Origin of the sequence: Candidatus Fukatsuia endosymbiont of Tuberolachnus salignus, from assembly GCF_964030845.1 — a bacterium.
Lineage (GTDB): Bacteria > Pseudomonadota > Gammaproteobacteria > Enterobacterales > Enterobacteriaceae > Fukatsuia > Fukatsuia symbiotica.
Genome location: NZ_OZ034983.1, coordinates 2,400,925 through 2,415,871, shown reverse-complemented (window position 1 = coordinate 2,415,871; position 14,947 = coordinate 2,400,925). Strand labels below are relative to the sequence as shown.

Below are 14,947 nucleotides of genomic sequence, written 5' to 3'. Positions count from 1 at the left end.
ACCACTGGAAAATTTGCTCAACTAGATTAAAAATAAGGTCATGAAAATAAACTCACTGACAGCCTCTCAAAAACAAGATTTGGAACGCCTTAATCGTTACGAACACGATGGCCGTGTTCGAGATCGAATCAAAGCGGTGTTGTTGAAAAATGAAGGCTGGAATAACAAAGCGATTGCCCAAGCATTACGTATTCATGAAGAAACAGTGAGGCAACATGTAACAGATTGGCTTTCAGACGAAAAATTAAAGCCTGAAAATGGCGGCTCGTATAGTAAGTTGAGCGTGCATGAATCTTTATTGCTTGAAAAACACATTGAAAGCACGACTTATAGCCGTGTCATCGATATCTGTGCTTATAATTTGGCGTCTGTTACACCGTATCTGGCATGACAAAATGGCTGAAAGCGCATTGTTTTAGCTATAAGCAGCCCAAAGCGACGCCGGTTAAAGTGGATGTTGCTCAGCAAGAAGCGTTTATCGCGTCTTATTTCACTTTGCTAGAGAGTGCTCTTAAGAATGAACCGATTGTTTTTATGGATTCAGCCCCTCCAACGATGGCTACTAAAGTGGTCTGCGGTTGGATAAGGAAAGGCAAAGATAAGCCGCTGGTCAAAACAGGGGCAAAAACACGGGTTAATGTCATGGGAGCCATTGAATTGAGCACCATGAAGGTGGTCAGTGCCCGTCCTGAGCAGGTGAATTCAGAAACCACCGTCGCTTTTTTTGAGCAGCTCAAAGCTGCTTATCCTGATGCACAAAAGATACACATTATTTTAGATAATTCTGGCTATCATTGCCGTCAGCGAGTCAAAGACGCCGCATTAGAGAAGGCTATCGTACTCCATTATTTACCCCCTTATAGCCCTAATCTTAATCCCATCGAGCGATTATGGAAGGTCATGAACGAGCGTGTCAGAAACAACCGATTTTTCTCTTCAGCCAAAGAGTTTCGTGGGGCTATAGCCGAATTTTTTGATAGTACATTGGCAAAAATTGCTCCCTTTCTCAGGGGCAGAATTAACGATAATTTCCAAACCATCTAATCCAGACCTTCAAGTTGAATGAGTAGATACCACAAGTTTGTTTGATTTCCCGATGATAAACTTCAACAGACCAACGGGCCTCGGTGACAGCCTTCATCTGTTCCCGGGTGGGGTTCTCTTTATTCGTTGCAACATAATCAATGCGACCGTGTTTGGTCACAAACTTGAAGACTGTCACCCAACCATCGCCCCGCAGGTGTACTGAAAGCCCTTCTTCTGGAATATCAAGTGAGGCTAATGTGACGTTGCGATTAACTATCCGGTTCTTTCTCAAGGTGGTGACCCCAATCCAGCCAGGAGAACGAATGGCGTTGAGATTATCTAAACTTGAATACCGAATACCACGCATCCATTACCACCGCTTCAGGGGCTATACCCCTCGCTTTTGCCAGTTTGAGCATGTCGCAAAAATGCGAGTTTTTTGTTTTTCCGTCGGTCTCTTTGTCGTCAATTCGGTAGTCAATAGGCACTGACTCTCCCTTTTTAAGACCCTACCACAACAGATTAACCAAACCAATACCGGCTATCGCATCATGTTCATTACCAGAATGGTGATAATGAACTCGCTCTATCTTCTTACTCCGTTTTTTGGCTAGCACTCTATCATCCGCAATCAGAAAACAAGGTGCTTCCCGGTCTATCGAGGGGGCGACAAGTTGCCACAACTCTTTGGGACGAAAACACCGGCTCTTTAACCACCGGCTTACGCTATCATGCGATCCCTCGACGGGCTCACTTCTGACAACGCTAGACCAGAATATCTGACACTACTCGCTTGTAAAAATGCTTTATAAAGGTCTTTCGTACAGGGATAGTCTGACATCTCATTACCATTCTTATCTTTTTTCCTACTCTCCTTTTACCATCATTTATTACAGTGCGAAACTCGTGTCAGTGAAGGGGAGAGTATACGCTTTTTTTGGTAAGATAAACCGGTTCAGTTAATCTTGGTTCAAATATTGGTTTTCTCCCCACTAAAATGGACTATAAAAGTATGAAAATAGGTTATGCTCGTGTTTCAACGAAAGAGCAATCGGTGTCCATGCAGGTTGATGCACTGAAACAGGCGGGTTGCACGCAAATAGTTGAAGAAATAGCAAGTGGTGCAAAAACAGCAAGACCTGTTCTTGATGAAATCATGAGAAATTTAAGAGAAGAAGACACCTTGGTTGTATGGAAGTTGGATCGCTTAGGCAGAAATTTGGCACACCTGATTCATCTTACTACCCAGCTTCTCGAAAAAAAAGTGGGCTTAATCAGCTTAAATGATCCGATTGATACCACCACCGCGCAGGGTCGATTGATTTTTGGTATTTTTGCCTCATTGGCTGAATTTGAACGTGAACTTATCAGAGAGCGTACGCAGGCGGGATTAAAGTCAGCACGCGCGCGTGGGCGAAAGGGGGGGCGCCCTAAAGGAATGAACCCAACGGCAATAGAAAAAGCGGCTATCGCTGAAGCACTTTATAAAAATGGGACTATCCCCGTTAAAAAAATTGCTGAACAATTAGCCATTTCAAAAACGACGTTGTATTTGTACTTACGATCCAGAGGGGTTGTTATTGGTGAAAAAACAGAGCGGGTTGTTACACGTTGAGCATTCTCTCTAGTAGGCCTTGGTAAGGTAAAGAAAAATCATCATGTAAATGGCATTGAGATAAATTTTCGTTATTAAAAAATAGTTAATTCATAGTGTTAACTCAGAACGAACACTTTTGGGGGTTCCTCCACACGACCCCTTTAAGATATAGGCAAAGAAATGCCCTGCGTTAAACGCATACCGCATAATCCTATAATTCCCTTGCAGACCAACAAAAATGTAGTAACATAAACGTATGAAGATAACATTTGAATGGGATCAGACGAAAGCGGAAAGCAACATCAAGAAGCACCGCTTAAGTTTCGAAACAGCCATCCGTGCTTTTGCTGACCCGTTCGCGTTGGTTGAGCAAGACCGCATCGAAAATGGGGAACACCGCTGGCAAACTTTGGGACTTGTCGAGGGCTATTTGTTGGTTTTGGTGGCACATACCATCCGAGATAACGAGGACGACATCGACGTCATTCGTATCATTTCGGCTCGTCGTGCCGAACCTAAAGAGAGGAAGCGTTATGAGCAAAATCGTTCGCTATGAAATTGATCTGAAAAACCTGCCTCCGTTGACAACAGAACAGCAGGCAGAGCTTAAAACACTGAAAACGATGCCGGATGAATCCATTGACTACAGCGATAGTCCGCCATTGGACGATGTATTTTGGAAAAATGCCGTGCAAAATCCACTTTATAAGCCTACCAAAACTTCTACGACAGTGCGGGTTGATTCGGATGTCATTGCGTGGCTTAGGAGTGAAGGTAAAGGCTATCAGACCCGTATCAACACTATCTTGCGCGAAGCAATGATCCGCTCTCTGCATCACAAGGTGTAAGGCTCTAAGATTTTGACTAAACTCTATCACATGGCATTCTTCTGATTAAGCTAGGCCCGTCGGGGCAAGCGTGCCATGTTACCTTAAACAGGTTTCTTGGCCGATTGCCCTGACGGGGAAAAAGAGTGAGTAACTTGTCTATTTAATTTTTCGTTTTTATGCTCCTGCTATGAAAGGTGTGCTGAGGCTGCCTACATGGGGGTTAACCGGCGTGAGTGACGCGGGTGTCTGTGCCTGTGTAGCACGGCCTGAAGATGGAAGGCCTGACATGGCTTCACGTAATGCACTGGACACCTGAGCGTCATCTCGATGGGCCGGTCTTTCTTTTTGCACCTCTTGCAGTCCGTTGAACAGGACCTCGTTTTTTGGCGTGACATCCAATTTATCAAAGACGCCGTTTTTATCTTGTAACCAAAGATGACGGTACTCTGCATGTTTCATAAAGTGTTTGATACGGACAGTCGGATACGAACTCGGGGCGCTCGCGTGGCTCAGCACCACATCGTTGTTATCCTGTTTTTCTATCCGCATGTTTTCGAACGACCACGGCAGTAGCACGACATCTTGGGCGATGTATCCGCCGTTTTCGCTGCCATTATCTTGGTTATCAATCTCGACATTACGGGCGCCAGCCTGGATATGATACCTGTCTGCCCCCCCTTTACCCTTGAGTGTATCTTTGCCATGTTGGTGCCATAAGCGATTATTTTCCTCGTCTCCCGGCAGAGGCGTGGTTGACAAGGTGTTATTTCGTTTGTCTCCTTGCAGGTGGGTGCTAAATTTCGTCCCTACCTGCGCCAGTTGTAAAAAATGAGGCACCCGGGTCGGGCTATTATTTTCATGACGGCTGACCGGTTTTCCCTTGATGGTGACTTTCACTTGTTTTTCACCCTCACGGCTGGGGGTGATGAATTCAACCTGGATGTCCTCCGGTCGGGCCGCACGCAGAAACGCTTGTCGGCTTTGGTCATGCTCGGGAATGTAGTGCGCGGTTAACGGGGTCAGGGATGGCCAATGCCCGTCGGCGGCGCGTCTGAGCGTTTGTGGCCATCCGGTGATGCGCAGGCCATCACGGGTATGGAGGACATAGGCGTGTTGCAGGCTTTTTTGCTGACCGTCTGCGTGCAGACGGTACATGTTTTCTAACCTTAGCTCAGTGTGGGCCCCGTTATCGCCCCGCAGTTGCAGCCACACCTCTTCGCCGGCCAGCCGAATACTGGCGATGTCTTCTGCGTCATAATCCAGGAGCACGTTGCTGTGTGCCTGCGGCTCCACCTGCTCTTTTAACGTTATCTGTGCGCGTGTTGCGCTCTGATTGCGAAGGATATGGTAGCTGTCTGTTCCTTTTCCTCCGGCTGCATACCCGCGCCCTAAACCGAGGGTATTGTTACCCGCGTCTCCTGTCAGTAAGACAGACACGTCACTCTGTCCGTAGGCATGTTCAATGTGGCTTAACCGAGCCAGTGTCTTAACATGCGCCAACGCGTTTAGCTGCGTTATCGCCTCTTCTCGCGCCTGCCCCGTTAATTGCGCAATCCGGGCTAACCGATCAATCACATCCTGGCGCTGCCCCTCACGGTAATACGCGGCGAGGCCAATATCGAGCGCCAGCAGGGTGCTCTTGCCATTCATTGGTTGGCGCGAGGCGATCACCGTATCTCCCTGGTCACGATCGCTCCCCGCACCCTGCCCGCCATCCAGGACGTGCGGGGTGGTCGGCGCCGCTTGACCCAAAAGTCGAAAACTGTCTGCCTGGCTGCCCCCAGTAAACTGTTTGGTGCCGCCGCCGATGTCGAAGTCATTTTTTCTGTCCCGCTTGCCCAGGACTCTGTCATTACCCTCGCCCATATTCACCTTGTTGATGGAGTCGGCCTCCGAGGGTCGGCGAAAAGGGGCTCGGACTGCCTCGCCGGTGGGACGGAGGGACACTAAGAATTTTTCGCCGTTTTCGTCAATAATGTTCACGATTTGACTGGCGCCACGGGGCGCGAAGCGGTTCTGGCGACTTGCCGCCTTCGCCGGGCCAAAGGTGCCATCGGCTTGTCCCTCTGCAATGGTGTAGCTTCCATCGTCTTGGATCACCACTAAATCGGCGCGGTGGTCGCCATTCATATCATGCAGCTGTATTTGCGCATTATTGAATTTCTCTGGCGTGAACAGCTGTTTTATCCCGTCATGATGTTGTACTGCTTTGGCGATAAAAGGCATCTGGCGATTGCCGCTGCTCAAGAGCGTGTAGAGGTCCCCTGTTTTGGTGATGGAAACAATATCGTCATCACCATCGCCATCAATATCGCCGACCACACGATGAAGATAGGCCGCCACAGACGCGGGGACGGACGCGGGGTATAACGTGGAAAGCGCCATTGACTGCGCGGGTTCAAAAATACCGGCGGCGGCGGCCAGCGCATCGTCGGCCTTCACGGGTTTGCCATAACTGATGTTGACATGGCCTAGCCCGCTGCTGTCGCGGCTAACGTCTCGTGTAAATGACACAAAATCCGCCCGGCCGTCTTTATCCACGTCCAGTAACACCGGGGGGGGCGTCACTTAAAAATGACCGCTGCAGGCCGTTTGATTGCTCGCGACGGGCAAAGGCCCCGTTTTTATGGGCTAAAAAAATCTGTACCGGGTCGCTACTGTCGCCGACGGCCACCATATCGTCCCATCCATCCCCGTTGATATCCCCGACCGTCGTTCTTATTGTCGGCCAGATCAGCGGCACGATGCTATCGATACGCTGTTGAGTCCCATAACCGCCTTTCCCATCAGATTTTAGGAAATAGAACCCATCAATAGAATAAAAGGCGAGCTCACGGTGACCATCATGGTCAATATCGATACTGATTGCGCGCGTATCATTTTGTAAGGGATTCAAGCTCACCGTGGGCAAGGGGTGATCGGCCGTCGCAACAAAGGACCCTACCGGCTGGTCCGCGCCGATAAAGGGTTTTTTTAGCACGGTCGCGGGCAGACGCGCGTCCTCATCATTCAGATCAACGACCTCGTCGACCCCCTCCGCGTAAGGCAGGTAGTAGTTTAGTGAATATTCTTCCAGTCTCACGACGGCTTTCCCTTCGCTTTGTTGGAAGGTCAATACCCTGTTTCCTCTGCTATACCGCATGGCGTAGCTGGCCGCCTCTTGTTGCATGGCGTCTGATGACGGTATTGCTGTCGGGGGGATGCGGTCACGTATGATGTGCTCGCCCTTGGCGATGTCTGTCGCCACGATCCGCCGATAAGGGAGGGGGTTCAGCTTGACGACCCCTCGGCTGAGGTACAGGGTCTCAATGTTGATGTTAGCCCGTAATACGGTTTTAGCAGCCTGTTCCAATCGGGCGGTCAGTGCTTCCTCTGCCTCCTCTTTTAGCTGGTAGGCCGTTACCTGGTTTTCCACCTCCGGCGTCTGATCTTGCCCGGTAAAGGCCAATACCCCGGCTTGAAAGGTTTCCCACCCGTCTAATTTGACGATTTTTTTGATCTCGTCCACTTCACGGACTGCCGAATAAATGCCGCCAGCTAAGAGCAGCGCCGCCCCGAAGGCCAATCCCACCGGGCCGGCTACCGCGGCGGCGCCGCCGCCAAGTGCAAAAGCAAGGGGGACGCCGATGCTTACCAGCGCGCCGGTGAGCGATAAAGACCCTTCGACGATCAAATCTTGGCGCAATGTCGGATCGGTGGTGGTGGCGAGCTGACTGAAAGCACGGAATGCCTGGTAGAAGTCAAAACCGCTGGATAAGACGCCGAGCGCCGGGCCGCCAAAGCGAGCCAACTGCAGTTTGAAGCCTGACTGCAGGCCCATCTGGGTCAGACGACTGCCCCAAATGCCGAGCCCCTCTTGGGTGAGATCAATCGCCATGTTGGAACTCAGTGCAAACAGGGCCATATCCCTTTCTCGTGTCAGCTGTTCTCTTTGTGCGGGGGGTAAGGATTGATTTTGCAGTCGCCGGTTATATTTGGTTAGATCGCTCAATGAACGCAGGTAGCCGTAGCCTTGCATGGTGCCGCCCGCGCGGCTGGTAAAGCGCTGCAGACGCGCCCTGCCGGCTATCGGCACGCTTTTTAGCGTGTCGCCCAGTGTTGGTGCAATGTCTAACACCAGCTTGGTCGCCTGGCTGCCCGCCGTCGGCTGTGGCCTGAAGGTCACCTGCTGTCGGATCGCATCCAGCTGCGCCAGCACACTGGCTTTTGCGGCGGGATTGCCGCTGTCGATGAGGCGATTTTCCATACTGCCTTCCGCCGGTATTTGCTGCCGGAGGAAACGCACGGCCTGTTGTGCTTCAACGGTACTGTAATCAGCCTGGTGCAGATAACGCGCCAATTTTTGGGCATCAAAACGCAGTTGCTCCGCCACCTGTTGTGGTGAGAGGCGTTGGAGATGATCGACTGAAAAGGGCTTACCGTCGATGCGGGCCCCCATTTTATGGAGTACCACGACGGCTATCGGGACCGCGCTCAGGGTAATATCAGGGGCAGCGGCCAGGCGTTGTGCTTCGGGTTTATACTCGCCGAGTAGCGTCTGCAGTTGCCTTAGCCCCGAGAATTGCGCACGGGCGGCGGTCAGATCGACTTTGTACAAGGTGACTGCCGTGGAGGGCGCCATGTGGTGACGCAAGGTCGTCTCAAGTACCCGTCGGTTTTGACTGACATCCGCCCCCGTGATGTGCATCGCGCCTACATTGGGGTGATAAAGCGTAAAGTGGCCGTTCTCTTTGACAGAAAGCGCCAGGATTTGCTGATCGATTTTTAATAGATACTGGCCGGGCGTCATATCCGCGTGCGTCACGGGCAACGGTTGTCGGCCAAAAATCGAGGGATGCGCGTCAGGTGTCGCGAGCAACCCCTCGAACAGCCGGCGGAATTGTTGCACTTGCTTGACGTCATTGTCAGAAAGGGGATCCTGAGCGCGCAGCTCGTTGAGCGTGGCGTAAGTATTGAGGCCCTTCAGGTAATGCTCACTGGCCTGCCCGCCTTGTGTTTGTGCATCCAACCAGGCAAGTCCTGTGGCAGTGGCCGCCGCCTGTGCGTACCGGCTATTGTCCTCGATAAATAACGCCTGTGGCGCGAGCTGCACGTTGACGCCCTGTTCGGCCTCAACGCCTTTCCATGCCGTGATAGCACTGATTTGCTGCCTGTTCCATTCTTGACTGCGCGCCAACGCGTGTTCACCCGTCAAGTGAGCGAGCTGAGCATGGGTATCCGGTAATTGCAACAGCTGTTTTACATCGTTATGCCAGCGGGAAAAATGGCGCGCGTCAGTGGTGAAGGCAGAGATCTTCCTTTCATCAAAGGCGCCGTCGGCATCAGGGAAAAAATCGGCCAGGTCAAGACGTTGCTGGGCATCCAGCGTATCGAGGGTTAACGTATTGGCGTGCAGCGCCTCCATGAGTGCGATAACCCGCTGCAGTCGGGTAGTGAGATCGGTACGATCCACCACGGGAGAAGGAAGCGGGATTGAAGACAGGGGATCAGCATAGGCGCTATTTCCTCCGGGTAGGCCCCTTGGACGAGGTACGCTAGGTTGTAGAACAAGCGGTTGCACCTGGATAGCGCCCTCAGCGGAAACAGCAAGTGGCGCAGTATAATCAATAGCGACTTCGGTATGAGGTTGACTGTTTCCGTAAATAATTTTACCCAATGCCACCTGTAAATGGGCGACATTAACCACATCGGTTACCAGTGGATTAATAAAACGACCAATCCTTTGCCGAGTCTCGGGCGATGAAAACGACTGGGTTTCCCCCACAAAAAGTATCCGCACTTGTTGCTCAGCCAGTAAAGACGATATTTTTTGTCTCAGCGTTTGACGTGCTGACTCTGCCTCCTCTCCTTCCACGGGATTGCCATTCGGTGAATAGCGGTGGTAATTTATATCGCTAATCTCCCTATGTGTTGGATCCTCTCTTAACCATCGACAAGCCGCCGTCATCGCCTCTTCATCCTGCGGATCGATCACCGCTATTTCATGAGCATAAAAGCGATGCCTGACGGGTTGATCACTCACTCGGGCGACGTTATCGGTCACTCTTGTTCCGCCATCAGCGTTCTCTTGCCCGACAGGGCTATAATCGCGGGAGTCTGAAAGGGTTAATAATTTTTGCAAAACGGGATTGAGGTTTTCTAGAATTTGCCTTGCCATAGGTTTTGTCATGCTATCAGAAGGGGCAAGTGTTTCTTCAGCGGTAGGCGGATACGGGTAGGAGAACTCGGTACCGTCCGCAAATTGGTAACGGATCCCGCTATACGTTTCTACCTCATTTTTCATAACGAGAACATTGCGTTGTAACGATTTTCTTTCATCCATAGACAGGTTAGGGATTTTTATCAGCACACGAGAGTCTTTTTCGTCTCCAAGCGAAATAACTTTTGCTCTTATAGTGCGCTCACTGTTTAATCGAATGTTGAACTCTGCTCCCTGGTTTACTACTCCCCCTATATGGCCTGCCCTGGTATTTATCCGGTACGGATCTTTTAATAAAGGGACTGATATCCTGGTACGAGGGAATTCGATGACACGATCATCGACACCTGATATGGCCAGTTCAAAATTTCCATCAGGCGTACTCGCTATACGTGCAAAAACTCGTTTGCCGGTCGCCGTGGGTACGGTAATCATGCGATCAATGTCTTGCTGAGTAAAACGCCGATTTAATGTTAACTGGTTTCCTTGCCGTTCAATACGAAGGGGGGGCACAGAATCACTCAATGAGGCGACCAAGAGTTGTTGAATAATGACCTTCGCCTGTTGGTTAATCGCGTTTTCCCGCTGCTCACTGTCATATTGTGCATAATCGGGTGTATATTGATTCACCATGTTGTTGAATGCATCTTCCGTACTTTGGGTTAACCTCAGTGGGATGACCTCGCTGAAAATAGTATCAATCTGGGATTTGAGTTGCTGACTCAGATCAGCAGACACTCGCCCCGAATTGAGTAACGGTTTGAGTCCTACTATTTGTAAGTTAAACGGAAATAGCGTGATGAGTTTATCCACGGCGGAAGCGGTGTCTGTGGAGGGCTGTAAAATATTTGCAATTTTTTCGAGAACTTTCAGCTTGAAAAGATGGGTATGAGCCTGCTTCAAAAAAGTCTCCAGTTGTAAAGACTCTCTGATCTTTTCTGTTAACACTGTCGCTGTGGTGGCAGGCTCAGCCTTGTTCCAGAAAGATGACTCTGTACCATCGGCAAAGAGATAATGGACCCTTCGGCTGATTTCTCTGCCATTTTGCTGCACAGTAATCATACGTTGTAATAAATTTTTATCACTTTCTGATTGGGGATATGCCCTCAACTGTACGAGTGGATTTTCTTCGGAACCGATTGAGATAACCTCTGCCTTGATTGCAAAGGGGAGAGCATTACCGTTTTGATCTTGTCTGGTGATGCCAATGTTTAACTTTTGTCCTTCCTGTTCTATCACTGCCGATTGCCGTGTTTCTTCCATCAATACGGGGTAGCTAACTTTTATAAAGGGCACACTGATAGCAATATTTGCCTGAGGTTGGGCAGCCATGCTCGGAGCGGCACCAGAGACTTTTAAGCTAAATCGATTATTTTCGTATATTACCTGAGCAAATTGACTGTTGCCATCGCCCCCTGGCAGGGCCACCATATGACCAATATCTTCTTGGGAAAAATGCCGATTGGCTTGTAAAACCCCCTTTTGTCGTTCTATATTGAGGGGGATAAGCGGCTCATTCATGGCTTTTGTGAATAATTTTCTAACAATTTTCGCCACTTCTTGGTCAAGGAACACTTGCTCCGGCCGCGCGGGTTTCGTTGTATCACTATCCGAAAAATAGTCATCCAGTGCACTGGTTAATAGCTTCGCCTTTAGCCTGGGTAACATCAGCCTTTGGACTATTTCATCAATCTTCTCTTTTAGTAGGATGGTTTCTTCTGGAAAAGAATCGGTTAAACTCCGCGAGTTTGCCAATACTAATGCTGGCATATCAAGGGGTAACATGCCAGCCAGCATATTTACGGCTAAATGCGTGCTTTGCCGGAAATCAGAAGGTCGAATGGCGTCAATGATCGTGAACCAAAGTGTTGAACGAAAACGGGTTAAAACCTTGTTTGCTTCCGCTGTTAGCTGCTCTGTCAGAGAGGCCATTGTCTCAACAACCGGTTGTTGTTGATCCTGATCCCAAAAAGATAATTGAGTGTTATCGGAAAATTGGTAGATAACACGCCCGTAGTCTTTTCTTCCATTGAGATTAATGGAAATATTTCGTTGTAGTACCCCTGCAATTTCCAGATCAGCTCTAAGTTTTGGCACCTTGAGCGTAACAAAGGGGTTCTTTCCTTTACCTATTGAGTCGACTTGTGCTTTAGTGCCACCGAACAGCGTAAAAGTATCCCCTACTTTTTTTATTTCTTTTTCTGAGACTCCCTCTCTTCTTTCTAGCAGATATTCTTCACCGAAGGGGGGCCGAAGTTTTTGTCTCAGGCTTCCAAAATCATTCCAATTTGGGACACCTGATATGCGTAGCGTGAAACGCTGTGTTAGGTTATTAAAATTTATTCGTGCAAATACCGTTTTCTCATCAAGCAGTGGGATAGCTACCATAGTACCTATATCATTGATGCTAAAATTACGATTGATTTGCCAATGAGTCTCTTTTTTGGTGACTTGTAACGGGGAAAGGGGTGAAAGAGGGGAATGGAGTGGATCAGTTAATATCCCGTTGATAAAGTGAGTGGCTTGTTGCTGAATAAATTGTGCGCTTTCTTCAGGCAAGTACGAGGCTTTCGCTTGCAGGGCGTTTTGCTCTACCCTTTTTTCTAAGGATCCGGTATCAATTAGTGGCGCGATAATGTTCTGCATCAGGTGATAAATTTTAGCTAACAGGGGTTGTGTTATCCGTACAGTCAGCTGTTTAACGTTAATTAATTGTTGCAACCTTAGTAGTTTCGTATGGTTGGCATTTGGCAGTAATTTGCCAAGCAAAGTCGCAGGATCCTGTAGCGTTTTTTGAATCTGTTGAACGATAGAGGAGACGTGAGATTTTATCATCCAATCAGTCATATTAAGACGGCTTTCGATCTCTGTTTCCAATGACTGCTCGCTGTTAACCGGTGGCCGCGGATCCCAGAAAGATAATTCGCTACCGTCTGGAAATTGGTAAATGGCCCGCCCGTAGATCTCTTCTCCGTTGTGCATCACGAGAATATTGCGTTGTAACCAGATTTTTTCATCAGCGGATAGGATTGGCGTCTTCAAACGCACAAATGGATTTTTTTCGTGGTCGCCGATTGAAGAGACTTCTATCTGGATACTTTTGCTTTCTGTTAATTTAAATGTAAATGTCTCTCCTTGAGTGACCGCCTTGTCTTCTACTACAAGGCTTTCTCTCATTCGTATACAATCTAATACCTCTACTGGGGCGGGGACGTGATCGCTATCCACGAAATCTGATCGTATTTTTTGTACTATTCGGCTACTGTCGTTCAACTCTTTAACAGTATCCGCGTTAACACCTGAAATTCTTAATTCAATACGGGCCTTATTAGCAGGCAAAGCCGTGTCTCTGTCATCTCTAGCAATACGTGCAAAAACGGTTTTACCTTTTTTTGTTGTCACCTGCACCATGCTACCCAGATCTTGTTGCGTAAAATGGCGATTGGTTTGCCAATAGGTTTCATCTTTTGAGAGGCTGATACGAAGGGGGATAAGGGGTTCATTGAGCGCTTTGGTGAATAATATCCTAATGATCTTATTGGCCTGTTGGTCAATAAATTGCTCATTTGACCTATTCATGGGTTGATTAAAATCAGCGGCATGCTGATCCAGTGTTTCATTTAATAAGCGTCTATCGGCTCGGAGCAAAACACTATCACTGGCAATATCATAAACTTGTTTTGCCAGACTTTCTTTCTGTTGCACACTCATTAAGTTAATTGCATCAACCAGCGTTGGCACGGTTAAACTCTGTGGTTGCAGGCCGGCGATCATGGCTGCGATGGTCGCGCTATCTACAGGAGGCCGTAAAATCTTGCGGACAACCGCAGATGTTATGTGAAAACGTTTTAAAATAGTGTCCAGTTGTAACTGTTCTGTAATATGTTGTGTAGCAGATAGGGTTGTTTCCTCGGACTTGGTATGAGAGACCGGTGCCAGGGGAGAGAATTCAGATTTATCGGGAAATTGATAAATCACTTCGCCGTAGGTTTCTTTGCCATCTTGTAAAATAGCAACATGGGCAGGTAACGATGCTTGCTGATTATCGAATAGGTAAGGTATCTCTAATCGCACTAACGGATTTTTCCCCACCACTTTTTCAATTGAGACAACCCTGACTGTTATTGAAAAGGCAGTCACATCCGTTTCTAACGCAAGACTCAATGCGTGCCCAATTCTTAGTATCGGCTCTTTTTGTCCATTTTTTATCATTTTTATGGGGTATGGTGTCGTTAATAAGGGAGGCTGTACGGTTGCAGTGGTGAGGTATTCCTCCTGATTAACACCGGATAATTTTAAACGAAATTGTTCATTCTCAAAGACCACACGTGCTAGTAAGATTTTTCCGCTTTTTATCGGAAATGCAACCAGGCTACCAATATCTTGTTGAGTCAAACACCGGTTGATTTGCCAGGTACTTTCTTTGCGTATTATTTGTAGAGGAAGAGGAGACTGATTCAGCCATGTTGCTAATGAGCTACGAATGATTTCAGCTGAGCGGCTTCTGAGGGCTGCTTCATCCCATTCTCCCTCCACGCTGACTTGCCTTATCACCTCTTGCAGCTGTGTCTCGTTGATGCGCGGTAAGATGATAGACCGGATGATACTGTTAACTTGGGTTCGAAGGTGCTCTACGGTTTCTTGCGGGAGGCTGTCATAACGGATAGCGGACTGATCAGTCACGCTTCCTCTCTGACTCACGCGAGTGCCTTGCTTTTCGATGAGAAGTAATCTTCCCATTTCCTTTGCTTGTGGGCTATCAGGCAACAGGCTGGTGATGATCTCTGCCGTGGAGCCGAGCTGTTGGGGGTCTAGCAAAATCTCAGTAAAGATAGCGATAAATTTAGTTCTATTTTCACCAACGATTGCCGTACCGCTAGAACCGGCTTCGGGTAGGCTTTCCACCACACTGTTACTGTACCCACCCTCGGTGCTGCTCTCTGCAACCAACACAGTTTTATTTTTTTTTACTCGTATTCCTAAAAAAGAGGCCAACGCTTTTTTCATAGTTTATCTGCGAATACATTCCGTTTGCGTACACACACACACTTTCAGCATTCATCCTTATAATGTGAAGAGTAATTTTATTTAACCTGAGACGGATTTAAAAAGGAAACGCAATGCCTCTCAGGCACGAACTCAGAGATAAAATTAGTTAAACATTGAGTCAATGGAAAAAATATAACTCAAACTCATTTGGATTATTTATTAAAATTTATTATTTTCATTAAATAGACTTCTTGCAAAACCGTCGTTCGTTATGCGGAGCCAAGGCGCTTTGCGGGCAGAAACCGT

At 48.3% G+C, this 14,947-nt stretch carries 5 protein-coding genes and 2 pseudogenes; 4 read left to right on the top strand and 3 right to left on the bottom strand.

The window, feature by feature from the left end:
* Window positions 1-40: 40 nt before the first annotated feature.
* Window positions 41-1,044: pseudogene (locus AAHH42_RS11625) on the top strand (IS630 family transposase).
* Window positions 1,045-1,069: 25 nt separating this feature from the next.
* On the opposite strand, the pseudogene AAHH42_RS14905 reads toward AAHH42_RS11625, so the two are convergent.
* A pseudogene (locus AAHH42_RS14905) lies at window positions 1,070-1,867 on the bottom strand (IS701 family transposase); the annotation flags it as partial.
* 171 nt (window positions 1,868-2,038) lie between these two features.
* On the opposite strand from AAHH42_RS14905, the gene AAHH42_RS11610 reads away from it, so the two are divergent.
* The 3 genes from AAHH42_RS11610 to AAHH42_RS11600 all read left to right on the top strand — a co-directional run bounded on the left by AAHH42_RS11610 (window position 2,039) and on the right by AAHH42_RS11600 (window position 3,471).
* Window positions 2,039-2,641, top strand: coding sequence for a recombinase family protein (locus AAHH42_RS11610; RefSeq protein ID WP_342221184.1), 603 nt, complete (start codon window positions 2,039-2,041; stop codon window positions 2,639-2,641).
* Between the two features lie 238 nt (window positions 2,642-2,879).
* Entirely contained in the window at window positions 2,880-3,179 is a 300-nt protein-coding gene (locus tag AAHH42_RS11605) for a BrnT family toxin (protein WP_342221183.1), read from the top strand.
* Window positions 3,157-3,471, top strand: a complete 315-nt coding sequence (locus AAHH42_RS11600; RefSeq protein WP_342221182.1) for a BrnA antitoxin family protein — start codon at window positions 3,157-3,159, stop codon at window positions 3,469-3,471. The genes AAHH42_RS11605 and AAHH42_RS11600 overlap by 23 nt, the downstream gene beginning before the upstream one ends.
* A gap of 156 nt (window positions 3,472-3,627) precedes the next feature.
* Here AAHH42_RS11600 and AAHH42_RS11595 read toward each other — a convergent pair whose 3' ends face one another.
* Window positions 3,628-5,994, bottom strand: a complete 2,367-nt coding sequence (locus AAHH42_RS11595; RefSeq protein WP_342221181.1) for a hypothetical protein — start codon at window positions 5,992-5,994, stop codon at window positions 3,628-3,630.
* Window positions 5,987-14,659, bottom strand: a complete 8,673-nt coding sequence (locus AAHH42_RS11590; RefSeq protein WP_342221180.1) for a VCBS repeat-containing protein — start codon at window positions 14,657-14,659, stop codon at window positions 5,987-5,989. The genes AAHH42_RS11595 and AAHH42_RS11590 overlap by 8 nt, the downstream gene beginning before the upstream one ends.
* Between the last annotated feature and the right edge of the window lie 288 nt (window positions 14,660-14,947).

Excerpts from the sequence above, each read along its gene's own strand:
- AAHH42_RS11610 (WP_342221184.1), top strand. The coding sequence starts at position 2,039 with ATGAAAATAGGTTATGCTCGTGTTTCAACGAAAGAGCAATCGGTGTCC.
- AAHH42_RS11605 (WP_342221183.1), top strand. The coding sequence starts at position 2,880 with ATGAAGATAACATTTGAATGGGATCAGACGAAAGCGGAAAGCAACATC.
- AAHH42_RS11590 (WP_342221180.1), bottom strand. The coding sequence starts at position 14,659 with ATGAAAAAAGCGTTGGCCTCTTTTTTAGGAATACGAGTAAAAAAAAAT.
- AAHH42_RS11600 (WP_342221182.1), top strand. The coding sequence starts at position 3,157 with ATGAGCAAAATCGTTCGCTATGAAATTGATCTGAAAAACCTGCCTCCG.